Below are 25299 nucleotides of genomic sequence, written 5' to 3'. Positions count from 1 at the left end.
CTGCATTCCTCAGAGTTGGACCTGGTTCTTGCGACCAAGCAGGATGGAGAGGAACACCGGTGCACCGATCACTGCGGTGATAATGCCGATTGGCAGCTCTGCGGGCGCAACGACGGTTCTTGCGACAACATCCGCTGCAACGAGCAGAGATGCTCCAAGCAAAGCGCAAGATGGAAGGAGGAAGCGGTGGTCTGGTCCAATTACCAGTCTTAAGACGTGGGGCACAACGATCCCAACAAAGCCAATTGCACCAGCCGCCGCAACTGAAGCTCCGGTTGCTCCGGCAACCAGAATAATGATTAAGCGCTTGAGGTGCTGCGTGTTGAAGCCCAGATGGAAGGCTTCAGCCTCACCCAACAGAAACGCATTCAAACCTTTTGCGATAAACGGAAGGGAAATCAGGACAGCAAGCGCGAATGGCAGCGTGGACCACACTCGTGGCCACGTAGAGCTGCCCAGTCCGCCCATGCCCCAGAAGGTCAGGTCCCGCAGCTCTGCGTCTGTACTACCGAAAACAAGGAAACCGGTGACTGCGCCAGCCAATGCGCCAAGGGCAATGCCTGCGAGCAGCATGGTGGCGATGGAGGTTTGGCCACGTCGGGTGGCAACCTTGTAGAGCAGGGCGGTTGTCGCCGCACCGCCGATAAAAGCACCCCATGGCAGGAGATAGACGGAGTAGTCGTCCAGAAACCAAGCAGGCAGACCGGAAGAGAGGGTGATTACACAAACTGCAGCGAGGCCTGCACCGGATGATACGCCGACCAAGCCGGGATCGGCGAGGGGGTTGCGGAACAGGCCTTGCATCATAGCCCCGGAAGCCGCGAGAGAGGCACCGACAAGACAGCCAAGCAACGTTCTTGGCATGCGAATGTCCATCAGCACCACTTTATCTCTTAAGGTGAGCGCGGTTTCATCGCCCAGAAGCCAATAATCGATCGCGCCGAAGATATGTGAGACTGACACCTCTGTTGGTCCAACAGCCAGCGAGACAAAGCAAACCACCAGCAGCAGGGCCGTCAAAGCGCGGAGAGCATAGTGCTGGCAGAATTCTCTGCTTGTTCTTGCGTGGGTTACTGGTGACTTGAACGCCTCAGACAGTGTCATCTCACTCATAGCCGCCTCGCCTTAGGATTTCGGGGTGGTCTTTGCCGCGATTTTCACGAAGCGGTCACTCAGATCACGGATCGCTTCTGCTGTGCGTGGGCCAAAGCCGAGCAGGTAGACGCCATCCATGACAATGAGATTGCCGTTCAGACCTGCTGGGGTGAGATTGAAACCCGGCTCTTTCAGGATTTTGGACTGACCGCTGGAGCCTGGACGGGACATCATCATTATGACATCTGGAGCAGCTGCGATGAGCGCTTCCTTGGACACTGGTTTGTAACCACGCAGGTTGGCAAACACGTTAGTTGCGCCAGCGAGGCCAATAACAGCGTGAGCACCGGTTTCTCGCCCGGCTACAAGTGGCTTGCCGCCCCCTTCAGAAATAACAAAGACGACTTTGAGTGGCTTGGCCTGCTTCTGCGCATACGCCAGAGCGCCGTCCAGATCCGCTTTGACTTTGGCTTTGAGTGCTTTGGTTTCCTCTGGAAGCTGCAATGCGTTGCCGACGACATCAATTTTTTCAAGGATGCCTTCCGGAGAATAGACCTCTTTTACTTCTGTCAGTTTGATGGAAGCTGCTTTCAGGACATCCACCGCGGTTTGCGGTCCTGAGCCTTCCATCATCAGAATGTGGGTCGGATTAGAGGCCAGCACGCCCTCTGCACTCAAGGCACGCATGTAGCCAACGTTCGGAAGTTTTTGCGCTTCAGGTGGGTAAAGACTTGTTGTGTCGACCGCGACGATCCTGTCCTGCGCTTCCAGAGCGTAGACGATTTCTGTCACGGATGAGCCAATCGAGATGATGCGCTGATCTTTTTGGAGATCTTCAGCTTGGACCTGACCAATGAACATGCCGAAAAACAGGCTGAGAAGCGCTGCGGCTGCATAAGGAAGCATAAGAGAAAACGATTTGAGAGCTCTGGTTAGAAGACACATAGCTGCACCCATTTGCGAGGAGGTATTTCATTCCTGCGGGCATGAGTGGCTTTTGGCTTCCCAAATTCGCCCGTCTAGTAAAGCGCTATCTTTTAAAATAACATGAGTGGAATACTCATATTTATAATGGGGGTCAATGTCAAAAATGAAAGTGATCAGGAAGTCAGGTGAATATACGAAATAATACTTGACTATTAAATTCATATTTTCATACATACCCGGATTGACAGCCTCCATGGGCGTGTCGTTAAGACCATTTTGCCAGCCAAGCGGTTTAATTCGCTAGCCAGCCTCCGCATGCCCTTCTTAATCCTGTAGTGGTATGTGTTTAGAGTGTGGCTCTGAAGACCTGAAAATTTGCTGGGCCTTTAACAGGAAAGGCTCATGTACTAATTGGCTAAGGAGTTCCGGCGTGTACATCGCAATGAACCGTTTCCGCGTGGTGCGGGGCAAAGAAGAAGAGTTTGAAACCGTTTGGAAAAACCGTGAGCGTCATCTGAGCTCTGTTCCTGGTTACATTGAGTTTCGGATGCTCAAGGGTGAAACCGTGGAAGACCATACGCTTTACGCCTCCCACACCCTTTGGGATTCCTACGAGAATTTTCAGGCCTGGACCAAGTCCGAGGCCTTCGCGTCTGCTCATAAAGGCGCTGGCACCCGCATGAATTTCTATCTGGGCGGCCCACACTTTGAAGGCTTTGAAGTCATCCTGACCGAGACCCGCGAAGTCGCTTAAAGCCTTCCTGATTGGGAGCTACAACCTGCTGTAGCTTCCTTTCACCCCCTCCTAAGGATCAATTGCGCTTATATATTTTGTGTGCAAACTATTTGCATGCAAAGTATATGGAGTGCTGGTGATGCGCCTTGATAATTGCATCTTTTATCTGCTTTCCCGAAGCGCCAGAAGCGGCGCGCGTTTTTATAAGAAACAGCTGGAAGAGCTCGGCCTTACGCCGGTTCAATCCATAGTTTTGCAAGCATTGGCAGTTCAGGACGGTTGCACCACGTCTCAGCTTGGCAAAGCGGCTGAGCTCGATAATGCCACGCTGACCGGTGTTTTGGATCGACTTTGCCCTGCCGGATATCTGGAGCGGAAAGCCAGCCCGGACGACCGGCGCACTCAGCACATTTTCCTCACTGAGCGCGGGCAGGAGATTGCCGAAGTTCTCGATAGTTTAACCGAAGAGGCAAACGCCAGGTTCCTTGCGGAGCTGAGTGATCGTGAGAGGGACGACCTCAAGGCGCTGCTGGCGCGGCTTTGATTTCAGAAATTTTCAATAGGACGGATTGGAAAGATGGACGTAAAAGTGATGTCAGGACTGGAGTTCCTGAAAGCCATGCAAAAAGCGGGCAATCGTCCGCCCATGGCAGAAACCATGAATGTAGACATTGATTGCATTGAGGACGGCCTTGTTCGCTTCAAATGCATACCGACCAATGATCACCTAAACCCCGGTGGCACTGTGCATGGTGGTTATGCAGCGACAGCGCTGGATTCTGTGCTTTCCCTAGCCGTGCAGACCAAACTCAAAGACGCTTTCAGTTTTCGCGGCACGTCAGAACTCAACGTCAAGTTCATACGTCCCATTAAGGTAGGGCAGGTTCTTTACGCGGAAGGCCGTGTTGTCAGCATGACGCGGCAGACCGGCATCTCAGCCGGCGAAATCCTCGATGAAGACGGCAAAATCTTTGCTTACGCATCTGGAACTGTGATGATCAAACCGGAATCTTGATCAAACAGTTCTGGTTAGGAGCACATAATCGCCTCTATGTGCTCCTTCCTTTGTGGACAAATTAGCTGGCTAAATTAATTTATTTCCGGTAGCTTCTTTTAGTGTTCCGCTGGTTGAAACTCTTCAAAACTGCCAATAAATTGGAACATATAGCTCTGTAGCTACAATTTTTTATTCGATTAAATTCGGGCCACATCAAAGCGCGCAACAATACGCCCTCCCCCTAAGGAACTATATTTAACAATTGCACATAACATAGTTTACACGCTATACGTGCTTATGGTGTTCCTGTGATGAGAAATCCGAAGCTATTTGCCCGAATTGAGCTCTCGGAGTCGTCCTCATCCAAAAAAAAGCGCTTCTGTCATGCTGCACACGATCTCGGACCGTTCCCTCATTTCTCGTTTTGGAATTTCTCCTTGGTCATCTTCCAGCAATCGTAAAAGTGACGCTGTCTATCATTACCTGGAAGAACAGATCATCGTTGGTGCCCTGAAGCCCGGTGAAGCAATCGCCGAGCAGCAGGTAGCAGATGCCTGTGACTGCGCGCAGGGAACTGTACGTGAGGCTATGTTGAAGCTGCAGCAATCCGGCCTTGTGGTGCGCCACGATTATAAAGGTACGCGGGTTGCCGGTATCAGCCGCGCGGAAGCTGTCGAGATCGTCAAGATCCGCATGCAACTGGAAGAGCAGGCTGGGCGGATGATCGCCTCTAACATTTCCAGTGAGACACGGGATCGGCTCTTTGAAATTCTGGATGCCATGTGTCAGGCCGCAGATGCCAACGAGGTGTTTCTCTGCAGCGCTTATGACCGGCTGTTCCATGCCACGCTATTCAGTCAGGCTAATTTGCGTGGGCTGGAGCCAATTCTGGAGCGGTGTGCGCTTCACATGCATCGTGTAACGCTCTCTCATCGGGACATCCCGCTGTGCGGTACGGATATCCATGAGAAGCACATCACAATCATCGAGACCCACTGCAACGGCACCCCGGAAGAGGCTGCCAACGCTGCTCGAGGGCACGTGAGCTTCCTGTTTGATCGCTGGATGTCCGAGCACACCTTCCTTAGCCTTTCCGTTTAAGGCTCTCCATCACAACAGAGATTTGGCGCGCTTGCCATGCGTGCATGAAAAAAGCCGGAGTGCTGATGCATCCGGCTTTTCTGATTTCTTACGCTGTCTTGCGTTGCTTAAACGTCGAGGTTCGCAACGGACAGAGCGTTGGTCTGAATGAAGTCACGGCGTGGCTCAACTTCATCGCCCATCAGCTTGGTGAAGATGTCGTCAGCCGCGTCAGCTTCCTTGATCTTAACCTGCAGCAGGGAGCGAACATTCGGGTCTAGTGTGGTTTCCCAAAGCTGCTCTGGGTTCATCTCGCCCAGACCCTTATAGCGCTGCATGGAGATGCCTTTGCGGCCCTGCGCATATACAGCTTCCAGAAGTGCCTGAGGGCCGCGGATTTCGACGGACTTGTCTTTGCGAACCAGAGAAGCTGCCTTGTGGTAGACCTCATCCAGATGCTTGAAGTAGCTGTCGAGACGGCGCGCATCAGCGGAACCGAGCAGAGCTGCGTCGATGGTGGTGACTTCTTTCACGCCGCGCACGACACGGCTGAAGATGAGATCACCCTCTTCAGTTGCTTCACCTTCCCAACCACGCTCAAACTCGTCAGCCAGAATGTCCAGACGACGTGCGATGTAAGCAGCAGCTTCCTGCGCTTTTTCGTGGTTGTGCAGGTTGTCGGAGTTCAGCGCGCCAGCGATGGCTGCCTGCTCAACAACTGCTTTGTCGTAGCGGGAATGCAGGCCGTTGAGGATATCGGAAACCTCACGGGCTTCCTCAACAACTGAACGCAGATCTTCACCCAGACGAACTTCACCGTTTGCGAGTGCAAGGGAGGTTTCGTCCAGACCACTGCCGATCAGGTATTCTTCAAAGGCTGCCTCATCTTTCAGGTACTGCTCGGACTTGCCGCGCGTTACCTTGTAGAGTGGTGGTTGCGCAATGTAGACGTAACCGTTTTCGATCAGGTCTGGCATCTGACGGAACAGGAAGGTCAACAGCAGCGTACGAATGTGCGCACCGTCGACGTCCGCATCGGTCATGATGATGATTTTGTGGTAGCGGAGCTTTTCGAGGTTGAACTCCTCGTTACCGATACCGGTTCCCAGCGCAGTGATCAGCGTGCCGATTTCCTGCGAGGAGATCATCTTGTCGAAACGTGCGCGTTCGACGTTCAGGATCTTACCCTTCAGCGGCAGCACAGCCTGGTTGGATCTGTCACGGCCCTGTTTGGCAGAGCCACCCGCGGAATCACCCTCCACTATGAAGAGTTCAGCTTTAGAAGCGTCGCGCTCCTGACAGTCGGCCAACTTACCCGGTAGGGAGGCGATATCCAGCGCGCCTTTGCGGCGGGTCAGCTCGCGTGCTTTACGCGCCGCTTCGCGGGCACTCGCAGCTTCCACCACTTTGGAGACGATGGACTTTGCCGGAGCAGGGTTTTCTTCCAACCATGTGGAGAGCGCTTCACCAACGAGGTTCTCAACCACCGGACGGACTTCTGAGGAAACCAGCTTGTCTTTGGTCTGGGAGGAGAACTTTGGATCCGGAACTTTCACGGAAAGCACGCAGGACAGGCCTTCGCGGCAGTCTTCACCGGTTGGGCTCACCTTCTCACGCTTCAACAGGCCGGAAGTGTCTGCGTAGCCGGTCAACTGACGGGTCAGTGCGGCGCGGAAACCTGCGAGGTGAGTACCACCATCGCGCTGCGGGATGTTGTTTGTGAAGCACAGAACGTTTTCGTGGTAGCTGGAGTTCCACCACATCGCCACTTCAACAGTGATGCCGTCTTTTTCGGCCATCATGGTGACTGGTTCTTCGATGAGCGGATGCTTTGCACGGTCCAGATAACGAACGAATGCTTCCAGACCGCCTTCGTAGTAGAGCTCTTCAACGTGAGGCTCGACGCCACGGTTATCGGTCAGAATGATACGAGCACCGGAGTTCAGGAACGCCAGCTCGCGCAGGCGGTGTTCCAGAGTGTCGTAGTCAAATTCGGTTTTGGTGAAGGTTTCCGGAGACGGGGTGAAGGTCACCTCGGTACCAGACTTACCCGGTGCGTCACCAACGACTTCCAGAGGACCTGCAGACTCGCCGTGATGGAAGCGAATGAAGTGCTCTTTGTCATTGCGGTAGATGCGCAGGTCCAGAGTGGTGGACAGTGCGTTCACCACAGAAACACCCACACCGTGCAGACCGCCGGATACCTTGTAGGAGTTGCTGTCAAACTTACCACCAGCGTGGAGCTGGGTCATAATAACTTCGGCTGCGGAAATGCCTTCTTCCGGGTGAATATCAACCGGGATACCGCGTCCGTTATCGGTCACCGTGACAGAGCCATCAGCATTCAGCGTTACGGTCACATAGTCGGCATGACCAGCCAGCGCTTCATCGATGGAGTTGTCGACAACCTCATAGACCATATGGTGCAGGCCGGATCCATCATCGGTATCACCGATATACATGCCAGGACGCTTACGTACAGCATCCAGGCCTTTCAGCACTTTAATGGAATCTGCACCGTATTCACCTGCGCCATTTGCCTGCTCAGGTCCGCCATTTTCAGGGGTCGACGTTTCGCTCATTCGAATCACTTCACACAACGGTTTTCATTGAAGTTCATGTTATAATTGGTTGGGCAAATGGTTCAAGCAATCAGGGAGTTTAAGCGCTCGTAAACCAAGGGAAATATTGCATAATCACTGTTTTTATGGGGGGATAATTTCCTTAGCGTGCATCGCTGCGTTTTGCATTCGCGAACGACACGCCAAGATTTGGGTGGAGCGCCTCTGATTTTCGGAAAATTGAAGCTAGTTTCTGGTGTTTTTTCTAGCGTGCAATCATCAGCGCTGCGATGCACAGAAGACCCAATGCTGCCAGTCGGTTAATCAGATACATGGTCTTTTCAGAGCTGAGCAGTTCTCTGAATTTCACAGCCAGAAATGAGTAGACACCGTTGATGGTGAGCAGCACGACGGACAGCACCAAGGCCAACTCAACAAAACCCAGCAGGTTCATCTCTTCAACGCTCACCAAATTTGGCATGAGCGCGAGATAGAACATGATCGCTTTGGGGTTGGAGAGGTTGAACAGCAGCCCAGCAAACAAGGAGGTTCTGGCTGATGTTTGTGGCGTTGCCGGAGCTTCCCGTTCTTCGGAAGGCATTGCGTTGGCGCTCTTCCAGATGCCCCAGGCGATATAGGTGAGATAGGCTGCTCCAAGCCATTGCAGGACAATGAAAGCGCCGGTGAAGCTGCTTGCGATAGCGGCCAGACCCAATGCGGCCATGGAGAACCACAGCAAATCACCGCTCAGCAACCCGAAGCAGAACAGCATGGCTCCGCTGCTGCCAAAGCTCATGGCGCGGGCGATGATCGCAAAGACGGCGGGGCCGGGGATGACAGCAAGAGTGAAAAGCGTGCCGGCAAACAGGGCAAGGCTCGTTACATCCATAGAAGTGCAGCAGTTCTTTCCTGAAGACGAACATCTTCAGTATACGGCGCCGTGCGCTTTCGCAAGCGCTGTTCCTGAGCTGATGCGTTAGCGGGTTACCATGGTTGCTGCTACGCCAACCATCACCATGCTGGACCCTCTGTTGAGGCGCTTAAATGCGCGCTGCGAGGACATGAGTTTCTTTGCGGAAACGGCCAGATACGCATAGATGCCAAAGACGATAAACAGCACGCAGGCCATTGTCGCGGCGAGTTCCCAATAGGCCAGTAACCCGATTTTATCCATGGGCACGATGTTCGGCATCAGCGCCATATAGAAGATCACCACCTTAGGATTGGAGAGGTTCATAGACAGGCCAGCCAGCAAAGCAGCCAGACGGGATGTTGCTTTTACTGCTGCATCCCCCTCCTGCGTTGGGGTGACACCTTTGGAGTTCCACATGCCCCAAGCGACATAAAGCAGATAAGCCGCACCAAGCCATTTGAGGACAACAAACACAATGGCGTAGTTGGTTGCGATGGCGGCAAGGCCCATAATCGCCAGCGTAAACCAGAAGAGATCGCCGCAGATCATGCCAACCACAAACATCGGCGTACCGCGCATACCCTGACCGAAGATACGGGCCAGCAGGGCCGCAATGCCGGGGCCGGGGGTGATGGCTGCAGCAAACAGGGTTCCTGCAAAAAACAAAAGAACTGCCAGTTCCATCTTATTGCTCTTCTTACTTCGCGACGATTGCAGCAGCGGCGCCAAACATTGCAACGCTCGCGCTCTTATTCAATCTGACAACGGCTTTTTCTGAGGTCAGGAGGCTTCGTGCCCGTACGGTCACTCCAATATAGATCGCGAAGACCACTGACAATACGGTAAGCGTGACGAACATCAGCTCCACCAGCCCGATGGTGGTGATGGTTTCCATCGGCACCACGCTTGGCATCAGCGCTGCATAAAACAGCAGACCTTTGGGATTGGAAAGCGTAATCAACATACCAGAGACCAGCGTTTTCGCACTGCCCCTGGTGTTTTGTGGCGTTGCTGCTAGCTCATCCATCTGGCGCGTTTGCAAGCCGCTGGCGCGCCAGAGTTTCCAGGCCAGAAAGAGCAGATAAGCAGCGCCTGCGTATTTGACCACGGTGAACGCTAGAACGTAGGTGCTTGCGAGTTTCGCCAGACCGAGGATTGCCAGAATAAACAGGCACATACTACCAATCAGCATACCAGAGACAAACGTGAGCGTGCCTTGCAGACCAAACCCGAGCGTGCGTGACACCAGTGCGGTGATGGCAGGGCCCGGAGTGATGGCAACAACAAACAGGGTTGCCCCGAAAACGAGAAGAATTTGCAAGTCCATGGGGATCACATTGCTCTGAAACAGAAGGTTTGAAGCACTTTGTGTTTCTTGCCCGAAAAGTAATCTCCACCTTCCGAGAACACCGCTTCAGAATAAACACAGGGAAATTAGGCTGACAAGCGAGATAAAAGGACATTGCCTTTAAGTGAGCTCAACCAAACCCATCAGCTCAGCTTAATGCCACCGCCTTCGACTTCAAAAATCTGCGCTGCGCTTGGCAGGTCTTTGAAGAGGTTTTGGTCGGTGCCGGTCATGAAGACCTGTCCGCCGAGCACTTCCAGACGCGTGAAGAGAGCCTCGCGGCGGCCCGGATCAAGGTGAGCAGCTACTTCATCCAGCAGCAGGATTGGGGTCATGCCAGAGATGGATGAGGTGAGGTCTGCATGTGCCAGAACCAGGCCGATCAGCAGGGCTTTTTGCTCGCCAGTCGAGGCTTGAGCTGCTGGCATCTGTTTTTCGCTGTGTACCACATAGAGATCTGACCGGTGCGGGCCGTCCAAAGTGCGGCCTGCAGCGCGATCACGGAAGCGGCCTTCCACCAACAGCTCGCGGTAGCAGTCTTCGCGATCCGAGGCGCTCATGCCAATGGTGGCTGTTTCGAAAGCACCTTGCAGATGGATTTCTGCAGACGGGAAGGGAAGGCCGAGCTGTTTTTGGGTTTCCAGCGTTTTGGCCAGCAAGCTCACAGTTTCACTACGTGCCAGAGCAACAGCGGTGCCCAGTTCGGCAACCTGTGCTTCGATGGCATCGAGGAACTCAGGTGTTCCTCCTTCAGAAAGCAAGCGGTTTCGCTGGCGCAGAGCTTTTTCAAAGCTGGCAACCATTCGGCCATGAGATGGATTGAGCGAAAGCACCAAGCGATCGAGAAACTTGCGGCGATCAGAGGCGGAACCGGTGAACAGTCCATCCATGGATGGCACCAGCCACAGCACGCGGAGGTATTCCAGCAAGGCTTCCGAGGAGCGTGCTTCTTCGCCATCAATGCGGACGCGGCGACCCGGTTCACCAGCTGTCAGGCCGGTGCCTATGCGCGTTTCACCATACTCGCCATCCAAGACGGCGCTTACTGCCCAGCCACCGCCCCCATCAGCGCGTGCGATATCGCCAAGCGTCGCGCGGCGGAGGCCACGACCTGCGGACAGAAAGGAGATTGCTTCGAGGATGTTGGTTTTGCCTGCGCCGTTGTCGCCTACGAAAGCGATCATTCGGCTGTTCAACTCAACGCTTGCTGCGCTGTAGTTTCGAAAATCCGTTAGCGCGAGGCGAGAAAGCGCCACAGGCACTGGATCCGACATTCAGGCTCTCTTTGGTTCAATAAGTTTCGCAGATGCTGTTTTCCGAAATTCGAAAGGCATTTTTTCGGGAACGCATACCAAGAAAAGAAATGCCCCCGGCTGTGGTAGCCGAGGGCGAAAGATTTATACGCGCATTGGCATCAGAACGTAGATCGCTTCGTCGCTGCCTTCATCGCGGATCAGGGTCGGAGAACCGGAGTCTGCGAGAGTGAAGAGCGCGGTGTCTGCTTCCAGCTGCGCTGCGATATCCAGCAGGTACTTGGAGTTAAAGCCGATCTCGAATTCTTCGTTGTCGTACTCAACTGCAACTTCTTCAGTCGCGGTACCGGAATCCGGGTTGGTCACGGTCAGGACGATCTTGCCTTCGCTGAGCGCCATCTTCACGGCACGGCCACGGTCGGATGCGATGGTGGACACGCGGTCGACAGCTTCTTTGAAGACGTCACGGTCAACGCGCAGTTCCTTGTCGTTTCCTTTCGGAATAACGCGCTCATAATCCGGGAAGGTGCCGTCGATCAGCTTGGAGGTGAGGATGATGTCACCAATGGTGAAGCGGATCTTGGTCTCGGAAATCTCGACCTTGATTTCAACTTCAGGATCGTCCAGCAGCTTCTGAATTTCGCCAACGGTTTTGCGCGGTACGATGATGCCCGGCATGCCGTCAGAACCTTCTGGCGCCTCAAGCTCAGCCTGAGCGAGGCGGTGACCATCAGTTGCAACTGCGCGGAAACGCAGGCCTTCACCGATGTCCAGAGAATGCATGTAGATACCGTTGAGGTAGTAGCGGGTTTCTTCCGTAGAGATCGCGAACTGAGTGCTGTCGATCAACTTGCGGATGCCACCAGCGGTCATGGTGAAGCTGTGGGAGAACTCACCAGCAGTCAGATCAGGGAAGTCGGTGACTGGCAGGATCTGCAGCGCAAAGCGGGAACGGCCTGCGCGGATTTCCATGGTGCTGTCATCACCGGAGGTTTCCAGAACAACCTGAGAGCCATCTGGCAGTTTACGCACGATCTCGTAGATCATGTGTGCCGGAACGGTGGTCGCGCCAGGTGTTTCCACCATTGCTGCGATGCTTTCCACGACCTCAAGATCCAAGTCGGTTGCTTTCAGTTTCAGGTTGCCACCTTCAGCCTGCAGCATAACGTTGGAGAGGATCGGAATGGTGTTCCGCCGTTCAACCACACGGTGTACGTGGGTCAGAGACTTCAAAAGCTCGGTCCGCTCAAGTGTCACTTTCATGCGAAACGTCCATTCTTCTGGGCGGAGCTGCGTGCCGGTGCAGCGCACTCCGCGAATTACTAATACAAAATGCTCAGAGCTTGCCGCATTCAATCAAACAGAATGCGCTCCAGCGCCCATGCAAACCCCGCTGTGTCTGCACTGCCCCATTACGTCGAGTTTGACCTCCTGCGGGGTCGTTCAAACTGCACGTTTAGCTCTCAAAATGCAAGAGGGGCGCTGCAAGCAGCGCCCCAATAATCACCAAAATCCTGCACGGAGTCCATATACTCCTATGTAGGGAACGCGAATTAGAGCACGTCACGTTCATTTGCATTCACGTATCGCGCTCAAATTTTCTTTCTGAGCGAATTCTTGTCATTTGATTGAAAACAATCAAATGGAACGCGCTTAGGCGTCCAGCATGCGTTTCAGCAGCTCCAGCTCCTGAGCCAGACCATTGTCTGCCTTGGAGAGCTCTTCGATTTTACGAACTGCGTGAAGCACTGTTGTGTGGTCACGGTTGCCGAAGCGACGACCGATCTCTGGCAGAGACCGTGGGGTCATCATCTTGGCGAGATACATTGCTATCTGACGCGGACGCACGATGGTGCGGGTACGGCGTGCAGAAAGCAGATCTGCTTTTGTGACGTTATAATGTTTGGAAACGACGCGCTGAATGTCTTCGATTTTGACGCGACGTGGCTCAGCTGCACGGATGAGATCACGCAGAGTGATTTCAGCCATTTCCAGAGTTACCGGAGAATTGGTCAGCTGATTGTGTGCAACGAGACGGTTCAGAGCGCCTTCAAGGTCACGACCGGAGGAGGTGACGTTGCGCGCTACGTAGTCCAAAACAGCGTCCGGTACAGTGAAGTTCGGGTATGAGCGCTGCTGAGCGCGCATACGGTCTTCGATGATGGCGCGACGGAGCTGGAAATCTGGCTCGGAGATATTTACGACCAGACCACCTGCCAGGCGGGAGCGAACGCGATCATCCAGGCTTTCCAATTCAGCCGGAGCGCGGTCAGCTGCAACAACAACCTGACGAGCACCATCAATCAATGCATTAAGAGTGTGGCAGAACTCCTGCTGCACCTGCTTGCCGTGAAGGAACTGCATGTCATCGATCAGAAGAAGATCGATAGAACGCAAAGTTTCCTTAAAGGACATTGCAGACTGTGCCTGAAGCGCTGCAACAAAGCGGTACATGAAATGCTCTGCAGTGAGATACAGAACGCGGCGACCAGCCATGCGGGCCTGATTTGCAATCGCCTGCATCAGGTGGGTCTTACCAAGACCTACAGAAGCATGGAGGTAAAGTGGGTTAAAGGTTACAACACCGCCGCCAGCAACCTGCTTAGCTGCAGCAAGAGCGAGAACGTTGGATTCACCTTCAACAAAACTATCGAAGACGTATTTTGGATCGAGGGAAGCACCTTCGAGCACGTCTTTGGAGGAGAGGTCGGAACGACCAGCCCGGCCACCCATCATAGCAGGTGCTGGGGATGCGGCGCGCAGACCAACAGGATCATTTACCTGAATTGGGCGCATATCAGCTGCCTTGCCACCCAGTGCTGGGCGTGCAGCTGGCTTAGCCGCTGCTGGACGTGGACGAACAGCACCACGTACGGTGAGTTCGATCTTATGAATGTCGTCGCATTCATTTTTCCAAAGTCCCATCAGACGCTCTGAATAATGAGACTGGATCCATTGCTTTAGAAACCGAGTAGGAACGGACAGACGGACGGTGCCGTTGTTGTGCCCTTCCATATCAACGCGTGCAAACCAGCTGGTGAATACGTCTTCACCAAGTTCCGCACGTAGACGCTTCTTAACGCGATCCCATTGCTCCGGCCCTGGAGCTTCCTGAACGTGCATGCTCGCCTCCTTGCAGCCGTTGGGTATTCCGCCACAGATACCCAACCTTTAAATCAAATTTGCTCATTTTGAGCTTTGTTGTACCAGACGCTTTTTATTTCGTTGTCATTAGACAAAAACATCACATCGGTGCGACGCCAACGCACCGTTGCTGAATTCTAATATTTCTTGGGAGCTATCCTTGGCTCCACGGAAGGCCTTGCGCCTTCCACCCAGAAACCGAGCCTCGATGACCTTCAGCATCATGACCGCCTTCAAAGCCATCTGCCACGTTGTAGCAGTTTGTATAGCCAAGGGCTGTCATTGCAATCGCTGCGGCCTTACTTCGTACTCCAGAGCGGCACAAAAAGTAGATTGCAGCGTTTTGGTCAAGTCCTTTTTGCGCCAGAAGGTCAGAAAGTTGACTCGCAAAGCCCTCGTGAGGGCCGTTGGACGGGAAACCCTGCCATTCAGCGAGGATGACTTCCTTACCCAACATGGAAAGATCAGGTATGCCTACAAAGGTCCATTCAGCGTTGGTTCTCACATCTACAAGAGTTGCAGAACTATCAGCTTTCAGGCTCTCGAAAACATCCGTTACGTTTCGATCGCCTGCATAGGCCTCATGCATAGATACTTCCATTTACTAACCTAGACGCATTCCGTTAACTCACCCAAATGAGTGGGCCACTATAAAAAGACTCAAAATCGAATTTCAAGAAAAATCAAAAGGGGGAAGCAATAAAAGCAGCAAAATGACGCAACAACTCTAGTAGCCTAGATTGCAATTACTATAAAATGCAACGCCTAGACTTTACGCCTTCTGACCAGCTTTGCCCGACCCTGGTTCGATTCTTCTAACTTGTATGCTGGGATCGGGTAGCAACCCGACTTCTTCTTGACCATACACAGCCGATTTTGGTCCCGCAATAGCGGAAAGTTTACAAAACGCAAATGCCCTTTCTGTGACGCAAGGTCAAGCCCATATGTCGTCAACGGCTAAGTTCGGCAAAAAGCAGTGAACTCAACAACTTTCTTCATATGCACTTGGTTAATGGCGGGCGGCTAAGGCGAATAAAAAAAATTATCCGGCCGTCACTTGACTCGCCAAGAATCTGCTCTTTTCAGCTGCGACAATTTTAACCTAGAGCTAACCTATTGTTTTTTAAGGATTTTCCTTGACAGGCTCCGAGACTATTCCACAGGCTATTCGCCGCGAAAATGCCCCAGTTTTATCCTAGGGTAAGCTTATCCAGCTAACAAAAAAGCCCGGCCATACGACCGGGCTTTTTTAGTCCAAAAAACTTGGATTAGGCGCCGAGTGCCTTAATACGAGCATTCAGACGGGATACCTTGCGAGACGCAGTGTTCGCATGGATAACGCCTTTAGTAGATGCACGCATGATTTCAGGCTGTGCAACTTTGAATGCTTCGTTAGCAGCTGTCTGGTCACCCGCGACAATTGCTTCTTCCACTTTACGTACGAAAGTACGTACGCGGCTACGGCGAGCCTTATTAGTGGCCGTCTGGCGGGCAATTTTACGTGCCGCCTTCTTGGCCGAAGGAGTGTTGGCCATGGGCTCTGTCCTGATCTGTCAGTAAGAACTGTTTTCAAATCGCGAACGAGGCCGCCCAGAGCCGCCCCGGTCAAACGAATTCAGTGACGAACAAAATCCGCCACCGGTTGTGGAGCGCTTATAGTTGGGAGTCTTAGCCTCGTCAATGAAAAAAGGTGTAGACCTGCCCAAAATCGGCTTATCCGTCTTCGAATTCAGGTTTTCTCTTTTCGATGAAGGCCTTCATACCTTCTTTTTGATCGCTGGTTGCAAACATAGAATGGAACAAGCGACGCTCAAAACGAATACCTTCTGCAAGGGTTACTTCGTAAGAACGGTTTACACTTTCCTTCGTCATCATAACAATTGGAGTCGAGAAACTTGCAATCTTTTCAGCAGCTTTGAGTGCTTCTTCGACCAGATCGTCATTTGCAACAACGCGAGAGACAAGGCCGGACCGCTCAGCTTCAGCTGCATCCATCATACGGCCTGTCAAGCACATTTCCATTGCTTTGGACTTGCCAACAAGCCTTGTTAATCTCTGTGTACCACCTGCACCTGGCATAACGCCAAGTTTGATCTCTGGCTGGCCAAACTGAGCAGATTCCGCTGCCAGAATGAAATCACACATCATAGCAAGCTCACAGCCACCGCCCAGCGCGAAGCCTGCAACAGCTGCGATGATCGGCTTACGCTTCTGCGCGATCTGGTCCCAGCTGGTGATGAAGTCCATCAGATAGGTCTGCGGATAGTCGTACTCAGCCATCACTTTAATGTCAGCGCCCGCAGCAAATGCTTTTTCGGAGCCGGTGATGACGGTCGCGCCAATTTCAGGATCGCGATCAAACACGTTCAGCGCTTCATCAAGCTCAGCGATCAGATCGCTGTTCAGCGCATTCAATACTTTCGGGCGGTTTAGCGTAATCAGGCCAACCTTGCCGCGTGTCTCAACCAGAATATTCTCGTAGGACATATGTCCCTCCCAATAAAATCAACTTGGATTTCTGCCCTAACATTGAAGAGTGATGGCTTAGCGGCAAGGTAGCCGTTTGTCTTAGTTCTATCAGGCGGTGGCGTTCGCCCGCTCCGGGAACAGCCCTGCAAGCCCTTCTTTGCTTGCCGCGCAGACACCGCGTTCGGTGATCAGAGCAGTGACGTACTTGGATGGCGTTACGTCGAAAGCAAAGTTGGAGAGTGGAGTTTCCGGTGGGCAGATGCGCACCTTCTCGACGTCACCAGCAGCTGTTTCACCGCTGATCCATGCAACTTCCTCACCGCCACGTTCTTCGATCGGGATTTCCTTCAGACCGTCTGCGACCGTCCAGTCGATGGTGGAGGAAGGGAGTGCCACGTAGAACGGTACGCCGTTGTCGTGGGCGGCGAGCGCTTTGAGGTAGGTGCCGATCTTGTTGCAGACGTCTCCGTGTGCGGTGGTTCTGTCGGTGCCGACGATGCAAAGGTCCACCATGCCGTGCTGCATAAGGTGGCCACCAGCGTTGTCGACCAGCAGTGTGTGCGGCACACCGTGCTCACCCAGCTCCCAAGCGGTGAGGCCAGCGCCCTGATTGCGTGGGCGGGTTTCATCGACCCAAACATGGACTTTCAGGCCTTTGTTATGGGCGTGATAAATCGGAGAGGTCGCGGTACCCCAGTCTACAGTGGCCAGCCAACCGGCGTTGCAGTGGGTCAGGATGTTGATGGTGTCGCCCGGGTTCTTCTGCGCGGCGATCTCCTCGATGAGCTTGAGACCGTGTTTGCCGATAGACGCATTGCAGGCTACATCTTCATCGGAGATCTCAACGGCACGCTGCCACGCTGCGTCTGCGCGTTGCTCCAGTGGTAGTTGAGAAAGGCGGCTGCGCATGTCGTTCAGCGCCCAGCGCAGGTTGATTGCTGTGGGGCGGGTGGCGTGCAGCACCTCCCATGCATTGTCCAGCGACGCATCGCTTGGGTCTCTTGCCATTTCCAGCGCCACGCCAAAGGCAGCTGTTGCACCAATTAGCGGCGCACCGCGGACCCACATATCTTTGATGGAGACGGCTGCGTCTTCCAGAGTGCGTAGCTCGACCTCAACAAAACGATGGGGGAGGCGCGTCTGGTCGATGATCCCGACTGTTTTACCAGCTTCCAGCGGCCAAATAGAACGGTATGCCTTACCATGAACCTTCATCGCGACGTCTCCTACCCATGTGAGCGATATGTGCGTCAGATTATCGGATTTTTCGAAGGCTCCATCTGCAATTTATCGCGTCCGGTTTCTTTTCCTCATAAAGTTCTTCAGGTGACCGGTTCCGCTTCGTCGATTTAGATGAAACCCCTTCATCTCCTCTTTAACCATAATGCGCTACGCTGATCTTCCGTGTCTGTTTACACTTCAACTATGCCGGGTTGATGAAAGAGGCTCTCAATGGCTCCGCAAGATACTGATATTCGCATTATGGACGAGGATGGCATTCTGACCATGTTGGATTGGGCCGCATCTGAAGGCTGGAATCCGGGTGAAGATGATGCTCCTTCCTATTATGCGGCGGATCCTGAAGGGTATCTGGGCTGTTATCTGAACAATCAGCTGGTTTCGATGGTCTCTGCGGTGAAGTACGGCGAGGCCTTTGGCTTTCTCGGCTTTTACATTTGCCACCCTGAGTTTCGCAGGCAAGGTCTGGGTGCATTGATATGGAATGCAGCCATGCGACGTCTGGAAGGGCGGACCATTGGTCTTGATGGGGTGGTTGAGGAACAGGACAACTATGCCAAGTCCGGCTTCAAACTCGTTCACCAGAACATGCGGTATTGCGGCCTTTCCAACATCACCATGCCGATGGACCAGCGCATCTCCATTATCGGCAAGGGCATTCTGCCCAGTATCATCGAGTATGACCGCAACTACTTCCCCGCAGAGCGCGCTGCCTTTCTGGAACGGTGGCTGGAGCCCATGAACCCGATGCGGCGCGGTGTTTATCTGGTTGAGAACGGAAGTGTGCAGGGTTACGGCGTTATCCGCGCGGCGCGAGATGGCTTCCGCATTGGCCCAATGGCAGCTGAAACGCCTGAAGGCGCAGATCTCATCTTCCGCGCATTGGCTGGCAGTGCAAAAGGCCAGATGATCAACATCGACCTGCCCTTACCCAACGACCAAGCCGTAGAACTGGCAGAACGCTACGAACTATCGCCCGTGTTCGCTACCGCCAGAATGTATAAGGGACAAGACCCCAACCTGCCACTGGACAAAATCTATAGCTTTGCGAGTTATGAGTTGGGGTAGGGAGCCACAAGCGAAGCAGCTCCACTAAAATTTCTGAGTGCGTTTCCAAACGCAGATTTTGGCATTTTTCTCGTCATTCAGCCGACAACCGAGACAGACCTCACTGAGGCAGCGTCCAGCACCACATCTCATATAGACCCCTGTTTATTGCGGCAGCAGTGTCTCCCGGTCTACCTGCTGTTCCTGAGCTTCTTCTTGTAGCCAGGCCTTGAAGGACTTTACGACCGGGCGCAGGGTACGGTTTTCGGGGTAGACGAAGTGGTAGGCTGAGGAGAGTTTCAGGCTGATGTCGAAGAGGCGGACCAGCGTGCCGGCGGCGAGTTCTTCTTCGATAAAGAATTTTGGCACCAGTGCCACGCCTAAGCCTGATGCTGCGGCCTGTGAGATCATGGTGAACTGATCAAAGCGCGGGCCCTGGAAGGCGCCATCTGTTTCGACACCGGCCAGAGAGAACCACTTTTGCCATGCATCCGGGCGTGTTGACTGGTGCAATCGCATGACATCCACCAGATCCTCTGGCTTCCGCAGGCTGTGCCTGTCACGAAATGCTCTGGAAGCGACCGGAATAACCTCTTCCTGAAACAGCGGCTCTGCAATGGCACCGGCCCAGACGGGTTCGCCATAATGAATGGCTCCGTCGAATGGCTCTACCGAGAAATCAAAGGGACGCAGGCGGACGGAGAGGTTGAAGCTGGCTTCCGGGTAGCGCTCGTGGAAGCGCGGGAGGCGGCGGGCGAGCCAGCGGGTGCCGAAAGTTGGGAGCACGGCGACGTTGAGCACATCCTCACTACCTGCAAAGGACATCACCTGACGGGTGGCGCTGGTCATCTTTTCCAGCGTGCCGCGGATGTCGTGCAGGTAAATGCGACCGGCATCCGTCAGAACAATGCGTTGGCGAATCCGTTTGAACAGCTCCACGCCCAAGCGGCCTTCCAAGAGGCGCACCTGTTTGCTCACTGCACCTTGTGTCAGGAACAGTTCTTCTGCGGCGCGGGTGAAACTGCCATGGCGCGCAGCGCTTTCAAAAGCAATCAAACAATCAATCGGGGGGATAAAACCACGCTTCATCCTGACCTCTCATGATGCCGTGGACAGCTCGAAACTCCTGAAATCGCGAGGTTAGGCACAGCCAACACGATTAAATTTCGTTCTATCTGGCATCATCTCCTTCATAAAACAGAATCTCAAATAGGCCGGCACCCATTATTATCCTACTGATTTTAAGCAGTTTTCTTCCTGACGCAAGATCCAGACGAAATTATCAGTCATTCCATATGCGAATGAATAATGGAAAAGACGTAGCTTTTACCGATGGTCCGGACAAGAGACACTCTGTTCAAATAACGAATTTAGCATCTCTCACAGTTTGGGGACTTCAATGACCGTAGGTCTGGATACCGTGAAATTCGCAGAAGAAACAATTGAACTCATGGAGCGTATGGGTGTTGCCCGCTCTGCTTTGGAAGGTGGCACACTGGCTGCAATCTCTCCAAACACCGGTGAAACACTGGCCATGATCAAAGAAGACAGCGTTGAGGAAACCTCCGCTGCGATTGGTCGTGCGCATGACGCTTTCAAAGAGTGGCGCAAGCTGCCTGCACCGCGCCGCGGTGAGCTGGTTCGCCTGCTGGGTGAAGAGCTTCGCACCTACAAAGACGACCTTGGCAAGCTGGTGAGCCTGGAAGCAGGTAAGATCACCTCTGAAGGTCTGGGTGAAGTTCAGGAAATGATCGACATCTGCGACTTCGCAGTTGGACTTTCCCGTCAGCTTTACGGCCTGACCATCGCGACCGAGCGTCCGGGTCACCGTATGATGGAAACCTGGCATCCATCTGGCGTTGTTGGCGTGATCTCCGCGTTCAATTTCCCGGTTGCAGTCTGGTCCTGGAACGCAGCACTGGCGTTTGTTTGTGGTGACTCCGTGGTCTGGAAACCATCTGAAAAGTCTCCTCTGACAGCAATGGCTGTTCAGGCGCTTTACGAGCGTGCCGCTGCCAAGTTTGGTGATGATGCACCAAAAGGCCTGCTGGAAGTCATTCAGGGTGGTCGTGAAATCGGTGAAACTCTGGTTGATGACAAGCGCGTCCCAGTTATCTCCGCAACCGGCTCCACCCGCATGGGTCGCCAGGTTGGCCCGCGTGTTGCACAGCGCTTCGGCAAGTCCATCCTTGAGCTGGGCGGCAACAACGCAGCGATCGTGACCCCATCTGCTGATCTGGATCTGACCCTGCGCGGCGTTGCGTTTGCGGCTATGGGCACCTGCGGTCAACGCTGCACCACACTGCGTCGTCTGATCACCCATGATAGCGTGTATGACGCGCTGATCCCGCGCCTGATCAAAGCATACTCCTCCGTCAAGATTGGCATCCCAACCCAAGACGGCACTCTGATCGGTCCGCTCATCGACAAAGACGCATTCGACAACATGCAGAAGTCTCTGGAAGCAGCGAAAGCGGCTGGTGGCACCGTGCATGGTGGTCAGCGCGTGATGGCTGACGAATATCCGGATGCTTACTACGTTCAGCCAGCGATCGTTGAGATGCCAGGTCAGGTTGGTCCTGTTCTGGAAGAGACCTTTGCTCCGATCCTTTACGTCATTCGCTACACCGACTTTGATGATGCGATTGAAATTCAGAACGGTGTTGGTGCTGGTCTGTCTTCTTCCGTCTTCACCAAAGACATGGGTGAAGCTGAGACCTTCGTTTCTGTTGTTGGCTCTGATTGCGGCATTGCAAACGTCAACATCGGTCCGTCCGGCGCTGAAATTGGCGGCGCATTCGGCGGTGAGAAGGAAACTGGTGGTGGCCGTGAAGCTGGCTCTGATGCCTGGAAGGCATACATGCGCCGCGCAACCAACACCATCAACTACTCCGGCGCTCTCCCATTGGCGCAGGGTGTGAAGTTTGACGTTGAATAAGGAATTTTGAGAATGAGTAGTGATCCAACAGGCGGAGGCGTCTTCAATTGGGAAGACCCGTTCCTGATGCGCGACCAGCTGAATGAAGACGAAGTCCTCATCATGGAAAGCGCGCGTGCGTACGCTCAGGAAAAGCTTCTGCCACGCGTGATGGAAGCTTACCGCGAAGAGAAAACTGATCGCTCCATCTTTAACGAGATGGGCGAGCAGGGCCTCCTCGGCGTAACTCTTCCTGAGCAATATGGTGGCTCTGCTGCTTCCTATGTGGCTTACGGTCTGGTTGCGCGTGAAGTTGAGCGCATCGACAGCGGCTACCGCTCCATGATGAGCGTGCAGTCCTCGCTGGTGATGTACCCAATCTACGCTTACGGCTCTGAAGAGCAGCGCATGAAGTATCTGCCGAAGCTTGCTTCTGGTGAATACGTTGGCTGTTTCGGTCTAACTGAGCCAGATGCAGGATCTGACCCGGCTGGCATGCGCACCCGCGCTGTGAAGACCGAGAGCGGATACCGCATCACTGGTTCCAAGATGTGGATCTCCAACTCCCCAATCGCAGACGTGTTTGTGGTTTGGGCGAAGTCTGAAGCGCATGACAACCAGATCCGCGGTTTCGTTCTTGAAAAGGGTATGGAAGGTCTTTCCGCTCCTAAGATCGAGGGCAAGCTGTCTCTGCGTGCTTCCATCACTGGTGAAATCGTGATGGACAACGTGGAAGTGGGTGAAGACGCTCTGCTGCCTAACGTTTCTGGTCTGAAAGGCCCGTTCGGCTGTCTGAACCGCGCTCGCTACGGCATCTCCTGGGGTGCGCTGGGCGCTGCGGAAGACTGCTGGATGCGCGCTCGCCAGTACGGCATGGACCGTAAGCAGTTCAACCGCCCACTGGCACAGACACAGCTGTTCCAGAAGAAGCTGGCAGACATGCAGACCGAGATTTCACTCGGCCTTCAGGCTTCGCTGCGTGTTGGTCGTCTGTTTGACGAAGGCCGCGTTGCTCCAGAGATGATTTCCATCGTGAAGCGCAACAACTGCGGTAAGGCACTGGATATCGCTCGTCAGGCACGTGACATGCACGGTGGTAACGGCATCTCTGAGGAGTTCATGGTGATGCGCCATGCTCAGAACCTTGAGACCGTCAATACTTACGAAGGTACGCATGACGTTCATGCCCTTATTCTGGGTCGTGCGCAGACTGGCCTTCAGGCTTTCTTTTAAGCCCTGATCTACAGCGCATTCCTGAGAAAGCTGGGAGGCATCTTTCAGGAATACGCTTAAACTCTTGGGAGGCGTTTCGTCTCTCTTTTAGGCCGACGCTCGCGAATACCCGCCTAAATATTTCGGGCGTCGGTTCTTACTTTCTCCATTTCTCAGTATTCAGGTGTAACTATGGCGATAGCTTCAGTTGATGTTGCTATTATTGGGGGGGCTGTCATCGGATCATCGGTGGCGTACCATCTTGCACAGCGCGACGATTTCAAAGGTAGCATTGCGGTCTTTGAGAAAGATCCATCCTATCAACATTGTGCTTCGGCGCTTTCTGCCGCTTCTATTCGCCAACAGTTCTCCTCTGCTGTGAACATCGATATATCGCTCTATGGCATAGATTTCCTGCGCAATATTGGCGATCTTCTGGAAGTTGACGGCGATAAGCCGCGGATTGATCTGGTTGAAGGCGGCTATCTGTTCCTCGCCACACCGGATAAGCGCAGCATTCTGGAAGAAAACCACGCGCTTCAGCAGAAAATGGGTGCGGACATTGGTTTTCTGGAAGCTGATGCGCTGAAAGCCAAGTTTCCATGGCTCAATACCTCTGATCTTTCCGCAGGCTGTCATGGTCTCTCCGGCGAAGGCTGGTTTGACGGATATGGGCTGATGCAGGCGTTCCGCCGCAAAGCGCGCTCCCTGAACGTGCCTTATGAGCCATATCAGGTGGTTCACCTTGAAAAGATCATGGGCGGCAGCTGGATTCTGACGCTCTCCAACGGCGAGCAGGTGGAAGCTGGCGTGGTGGTGAATGCGGCCGGAGCTTCCGGCGGCACGCAGATCTGTCTGGAAGCCGGATTTGACGCGCCGGTTCACTCCAAAAAGCGGATGATCTTTACTTTTGAATGCCGCGATGAGGTTCCGGGTCTGCCGTTGCTGATTGATCCGAATGGAACTTATGTACGCCCTGAGGGCACCGGCTTTATCTGTGGCAGTTCACCGGATGAAGAGCAGGACCCGGATTGCTATGACTACGAGGTGGACTACTCCTTCTTCGAGGAGCATCTGTGGCCGACACTGGCAAACCGTGTTCCTGCGTTCGAAGCCATCAAACCCGGCGCGGCGTGGGCGGGGCATTATGATGTTAACCTGTTCGACCACAACGCCTTCATGGGTCCCGTGCCCGGCATCGAGGACTTCTACATCGCACTAGGCTTTTCCGGCCACGGACTGCAACAAAGCCCTGCCGTGGGACGCGCACTTGCAGAGCATATCGTGACGGGCGGTTATGAAACGCTGGACCTTTCTGAACTCGGCGTTGAACGTCTGGCTGCCAACAAGCCGCTGATTGAGCGGAACGTGGTTTAACTGGAAGTGGCCTGCTGAGGTGGGCCACTGAGTTTGCTGCGGTTTTGGATGATCAGGTCGGCCAGGAAGTCTGCCATGACGCGCATTCGCGGGGAGTGGGCGAGGTCGGAGTGCATGACCAGATAGATTGGTTGTTCAACACCGATATCCGCATTCACGCAGACAAGACCAGCATCCGATGCAAGGAAATGCGGTAGGACGGCGAGGCCGAGACCGGCTTGTGTCGCTGCGACTTGCGTTGCCAGTGATGATGTCAGAACAGCGGGTTGTCGGCCTTTGAGGGCTCGTTCAATCCATTTTGCGTTCACCAGATGCGAGAGCGCTTCGCACCAGGAAATGAAGTCATCCTGCTCATAATTCTCCTTATCAGCCCATTTAGCTCGCTTGAGCGCATAGTCTTTGCTGGCGTAGAGGCCAAAGCCGAGTGTTCCGAGGCGGCGGAGGGTGACATTGCCGCTCTCTGGTTTCACCATGCGAATGGCAAGATCTGCATCTCGTCGGTGCAAGTTGACTGAGCTTACGTCGGTCAGGATTTCAATGTGCAGCTCCGGGTAGTTTGCACGAAACTCTGGCAATGCGGGCAGGATCAGGTGGGTGGCGAGGTTTTCTGCAGTTGCGAGGCGGAGTTTGCCGGAGATGCCTGCCTGTGCTTTTGCGCCGGAAGCGAATGCTGTGGCGGCGGCTTCCAGCGTTTCAGCTTTTGCCAGCAGATCGCGGCCATCCTCGGTGAGTTGGTAGCCGGACTGGTGCCTGATAAACAGCGGAATTTTCAGCGTTTCTTCGAGGCGATCAATCTTTCTTGAGAGTGTCGCGACACCGATGCTTAAGCGATGAGCGGCAGCGCTGAGCGTCCCAGTTCTGGCAACAGCCAGAAAGGCTTTGGTGTCATCCCAAACAAGATCACGCAGGATTCCATTTCCATTTTTGGAAATCTGCTTTCCAGTTTTGCTCGTATTTTCCATTTTTGAAACATGGCAAGTAATC

General features: G+C 53.8%; 23 protein-coding genes. 8 read left to right on the top strand and 15 right to left on the bottom strand.

Annotation, left to right across the window (positions count from 1 at the left end; all coding sequences use genetic code 11):
• Positions 1–9: 9 nt before the first annotated feature.
• Together PSE_RS02035 and PSE_RS02030 are read right to left on the bottom strand one after the other, a co-directional pair.
• Complete coding sequence (locus PSE_RS02035) at positions 10–1113, bottom strand: iron ABC transporter permease (RefSeq protein WP_014283351.1); 1104 nt, start codon at positions 1111–1113, stop codon at positions 10–12.
• A 12-nt stretch (positions 1114–1125) separates the two neighbouring features.
• The gene (locus PSE_RS02030) at positions 1126–2040 is read right to left on the bottom strand and encodes a hemin ABC transporter substrate-binding protein (RefSeq protein ID WP_208998067.1); all 915 of its coding nucleotides are present in this window, start codon (positions 2038–2040) and stop codon (positions 1126–1128) included.
• 412 nt (positions 2041–2452) lie between these two features.
• Between PSE_RS02030 and PSE_RS02020 the strand changes: the two genes are divergently transcribed.
• The 4 genes from PSE_RS02020 (at position 2453) to PSE_RS02005 (ending at position 4856) form a co-directional block, all read left to right on the top strand.
• On the top strand, positions 2453–2776 hold the full coding sequence (locus PSE_RS02020) for an antibiotic biosynthesis monooxygenase (protein ID WP_014283349.1): 324 nt from the start codon (positions 2453–2455) through the stop codon (positions 2774–2776).
• A 121-nt stretch (positions 2777–2897) separates the two neighbouring features.
• Positions 2898–3302: a MarR family winged helix-turn-helix transcriptional regulator gene (locus tag PSE_RS02015; protein ID WP_041768840.1), complete on the top strand. Its 405-nt coding sequence runs from the start codon at positions 2898–2900 to the stop codon at positions 3300–3302.
• Positions 3303–3335: 33 nt separating this feature from the next.
• Complete coding sequence (locus PSE_RS02010; protein ID WP_014283347.1) at positions 3336–3773, top strand: PaaI family thioesterase; 438 nt, start codon at positions 3336–3338, stop codon at positions 3771–3773.
• Positions 3774–4139: 366 nt separating this feature from the next.
• Positions 4140–4856, top strand: coding sequence for a GntR family transcriptional regulator (locus tag PSE_RS02005; protein WP_014283346.1), 717 nt, complete (start codon positions 4140–4142; stop codon positions 4854–4856).
• A gap of 107 nt (positions 4857–4963) precedes the next feature.
• On the opposite strand, the gene gyrB is transcribed toward PSE_RS02005, so the two are convergent.
• The 11 genes from gyrB to mtnA all read right to left on the bottom strand — a co-directional run bounded on the left by gyrB (position 4964) and on the right by mtnA (position 17738).
• Entirely contained in the window at positions 4964–7417 is a 2454-nt protein-coding gene (gyrB, locus tag PSE_RS02000) for a DNA topoisomerase (ATP-hydrolyzing) subunit B (RefSeq protein WP_014283345.1), read from the bottom strand.
• 244 nt (positions 7418–7661) lie between these two features.
• Positions 7662–8285 (bottom strand): LysE family translocator, encoded by a 624-nt coding sequence (locus PSE_RS01995; protein ID WP_014283344.1) that lies wholly within the window; start codon positions 8283–8285, stop codon positions 7662–7664.
• Between the two features lie 87 nt (positions 8286–8372).
• Complete coding sequence (locus tag PSE_RS01990; protein WP_014283343.1) at positions 8373–8993, bottom strand: LysE family translocator; 621 nt, start codon at positions 8991–8993, stop codon at positions 8373–8375.
• 13 nt (positions 8994–9006) lie between these two features.
• The gene (locus tag PSE_RS01985; RefSeq protein ID WP_014283342.1) at positions 9007–9636 is read right to left on the bottom strand and encodes a LysE family translocator; all 630 of its coding nucleotides are present in this window, start codon (positions 9634–9636) and stop codon (positions 9007–9009) included.
• Between the two features lie 164 nt (positions 9637–9800).
• Entirely contained in the window at positions 9801–10931 is a 1131-nt protein-coding gene (recF, locus tag PSE_RS01980; protein ID WP_041767825.1) for a DNA replication/repair protein RecF, read from the bottom strand.
• A 123-nt stretch (positions 10932–11054) separates the two neighbouring features.
• A complete protein-coding gene (gene dnaN / locus PSE_RS01975; RefSeq protein ID WP_008550340.1) occupies positions 11055–12173 on the bottom strand; it encodes a DNA polymerase III subunit beta in 1119 nt (372 codons plus the stop codon).
• Between the two features lie 390 nt (positions 12174–12563).
• Positions 12564–14033, bottom strand: coding sequence for a chromosomal replication initiator protein DnaA (gene dnaA / locus PSE_RS01970; RefSeq protein WP_014283340.1), 1470 nt, complete (start codon positions 14031–14033; stop codon positions 12564–12566).
• Between the two features lie 175 nt (positions 14034–14208).
• Positions 14209–14643, bottom strand: a complete 435-nt coding sequence (locus PSE_RS01965) for a rhodanese-like domain-containing protein (RefSeq protein ID WP_008550732.1) — start codon at positions 14641–14643, stop codon at positions 14209–14211.
• A gap of 679 nt (positions 14644–15322) precedes the next feature.
• Positions 15323–15589, bottom strand: coding sequence for a 30S ribosomal protein S20 (rpsT, locus tag PSE_RS01960; RefSeq protein ID WP_037037191.1), 267 nt, complete (start codon positions 15587–15589; stop codon positions 15323–15325).
• Positions 15590–15767: 178 nt separating this feature from the next.
• Positions 15768–16541: an enoyl-CoA hydratase gene (locus PSE_RS01955; protein ID WP_008550441.1), complete on the bottom strand. Its 774-nt coding sequence runs from the start codon at positions 16539–16541 to the stop codon at positions 15768–15770.
• A 90-nt stretch (positions 16542–16631) separates the two neighbouring features.
• Positions 16632–17738 carry an S-methyl-5-thioribose-1-phosphate isomerase gene (gene mtnA, locus PSE_RS01950; protein WP_014283339.1) on the bottom strand — a complete coding sequence of 369 codons (1107 nt, stop codon included), beginning with the start codon at positions 17736–17738 and terminating at the stop codon, positions 16632–16634.
• Positions 17739–17975: 237 nt separating this feature from the next.
• On the opposite strand from mtnA, the gene PSE_RS01945 reads away from it, so the two are divergent.
• Entirely contained in the window at positions 17976–18830 is an 855-nt protein-coding gene (locus PSE_RS01945) for a GNAT family N-acetyltransferase (RefSeq protein WP_014283337.1), read from the top strand.
• 144 nt (positions 18831–18974) lie between these two features.
• On the opposite strand, the gene PSE_RS01940 is transcribed toward PSE_RS01945, so the two are convergent.
• Positions 18975–19898 carry a LysR substrate-binding domain-containing protein gene (locus PSE_RS01940; protein ID WP_014283336.1) on the bottom strand — a complete coding sequence of 308 codons (924 nt, stop codon included), beginning with the start codon at positions 19896–19898 and terminating at the stop codon, positions 18975–18977.
• A gap of 310 nt (positions 19899–20208) precedes the next feature.
• On the opposite strand from PSE_RS01940, the gene PSE_RS01935 reads away from it, so the two are divergent.
• The 3 genes from PSE_RS01935 (at position 20209) to PSE_RS01925 (ending at position 24315) form a co-directional block, all read left to right on the top strand.
• On the top strand, positions 20209–21747 hold the full coding sequence (locus PSE_RS01935; protein ID WP_014283335.1) for an aldehyde dehydrogenase family protein: 1539 nt from the start codon (positions 20209–20211) through the stop codon (positions 21745–21747).
• Positions 21748–21759: 12 nt separating this feature from the next.
• A complete protein-coding gene (locus PSE_RS01930; RefSeq protein ID WP_008550412.1) occupies positions 21760–22959 on the top strand; it encodes an acyl-CoA dehydrogenase in 1200 nt (399 codons plus the stop codon).
• A gap of 171 nt (positions 22960–23130) precedes the next feature.
• A complete protein-coding gene (locus tag PSE_RS01925) occupies positions 23131–24315 on the top strand; it encodes an FAD-binding oxidoreductase (RefSeq protein ID WP_014283334.1) in 1185 nt (394 codons plus the stop codon).
• Here the strand turns inward: PSE_RS01925 and PSE_RS01920 are convergent.
• Entirely contained in the window at positions 24312–25277 is a 966-nt protein-coding gene (locus tag PSE_RS01920; protein WP_041768839.1) for a LysR family transcriptional regulator, read from the bottom strand. The two genes, PSE_RS01925 and PSE_RS01920, sit on opposite strands and share 4 nt — an antisense overlap.
• Positions 25278–25299 lie beyond the last annotated feature (22 nt).

It is taken from the genome of Pseudovibrio sp. FO-BEG1 (assembly GCF_000236645.1).
GTDB lineage: Bacteria > Pseudomonadota > Alphaproteobacteria > Rhizobiales > Stappiaceae > Pseudovibrio.
Note: the sequence above shows the minus strand (reverse complement) of the source record. Positions and strands in the feature narration are given on the sequence as shown.

What these genes read in the sequence shown, in the direction of transcription:
- PSE_RS01995 (WP_014283344.1), bottom strand. Translation starts at nt 8,285, where the DNA reads ATGGATGTAACGAGCCTTGCCCTGTTTGCCGGCACGCTTTTCACTCTT.
- PSE_RS02010 (WP_014283347.1), top strand. Translation starts at nt 3,336, where the DNA reads ATGGACGTAAAAGTGATGTCAGGACTGGAGTTCCTGAAAGCCATGCAA.
- mtnA (WP_014283339.1), bottom strand. Translation starts at nt 17,738, where the DNA reads ATGAAGGTTCATGGTAAGGCATACCGTTCTATTTGGCCGCTGGAAGCT.
- PSE_RS01990 (WP_014283343.1), bottom strand. Translation starts at nt 8,993, where the DNA reads ATGGAACTGGCAGTTCTTTTGTTTTTTGCAGGAACCCTGTTTGCTGCA.
- dnaA (WP_014283340.1), bottom strand. Translation starts at nt 14,033, where the DNA reads ATGCACGTTCAGGAAGCTCCAGGGCCGGAGCAATGGGATCGCGTTAAG.
- PSE_RS01925 (WP_014283334.1), top strand. Translation starts at nt 23,131, where the DNA reads ATGGCGATAGCTTCAGTTGATGTTGCTATTATTGGGGGGGCTGTCATC.
- rpsT (WP_037037191.1), bottom strand. Translation starts at nt 15,589, where the DNA reads ATGGCCAACACTCCTTCGGCCAAGAAGGCGGCACGTAAAATTGCCCGC.
- PSE_RS01930 (WP_008550412.1), top strand. Translation starts at nt 21,760, where the DNA reads ATGAGTAGTGATCCAACAGGCGGAGGCGTCTTCAATTGGGAAGACCCG.
- PSE_RS02035 (WP_014283351.1), bottom strand. Translation starts at nt 1,113, where the DNA reads ATGAGTGAGATGACACTGTCTGAGGCGTTCAAGTCACCAGTAACCCAC.
- gyrB (WP_014283345.1), bottom strand. Translation starts at nt 7,417, where the DNA reads ATGAGCGAAACGTCGACCCCTGAAAATGGCGGACCTGAGCAGGCAAAT.
- PSE_RS01920 (WP_041768839.1), bottom strand. Translation starts at nt 25,277, where the DNA reads ATGGAAAATACGAGCAAAACTGGAAAGCAGATTTCCAAAAATGGAAAT.
- dnaN (WP_008550340.1), bottom strand. Translation starts at nt 12,173, where the DNA reads ATGAAAGTGACACTTGAGCGGACCGAGCTTTTGAAGTCTCTGACCCAC.
- PSE_RS01940 (WP_014283336.1), bottom strand. Translation starts at nt 19,898, where the DNA reads ATGAAGCGTGGTTTTATCCCCCCGATTGATTGTTTGATTGCTTTTGAA.
- PSE_RS01985 (WP_014283342.1), bottom strand. Translation starts at nt 9,636, where the DNA reads ATGGACTTGCAAATTCTTCTCGTTTTCGGGGCAACCCTGTTTGTTGTT.
- PSE_RS01965 (WP_008550732.1), bottom strand. Translation starts at nt 14,643, where the DNA reads ATGCATGAGGCCTATGCAGGCGATCGAAACGTAACGGATGTTTTCGAG.
- PSE_RS01935 (WP_014283335.1), top strand. Translation starts at nt 20,209, where the DNA reads ATGACCGTAGGTCTGGATACCGTGAAATTCGCAGAAGAAACAATTGAA.
- PSE_RS02030 (WP_208998067.1), bottom strand. Translation starts at nt 2,040, where the DNA reads ATGTGTCTTCTAACCAGAGCTCTCAAATCGTTTTCTCTTATGCTTCCT.
- PSE_RS02005 (WP_014283346.1), top strand. Translation starts at nt 4,140, where the DNA reads ATGCTGCACACGATCTCGGACCGTTCCCTCATTTCTCGTTTTGGAATT.
- PSE_RS01945 (WP_014283337.1), top strand. Translation starts at nt 17,976, where the DNA reads ATGGCTCCGCAAGATACTGATATTCGCATTATGGACGAGGATGGCATT.
- PSE_RS01955 (WP_008550441.1), bottom strand. Translation starts at nt 16,541, where the DNA reads ATGTCCTACGAGAATATTCTGGTTGAGACACGCGGCAAGGTTGGCCTG.
- recF (WP_041767825.1), bottom strand. Translation starts at nt 10,931, where the DNA reads ATGTCGGATCCAGTGCCTGTGGCGCTTTCTCGCCTCGCGCTAACGGAT.
- PSE_RS02015 (WP_041768840.1), top strand. Translation starts at nt 2,898, where the DNA reads ATGCGCCTTGATAATTGCATCTTTTATCTGCTTTCCCGAAGCGCCAGA.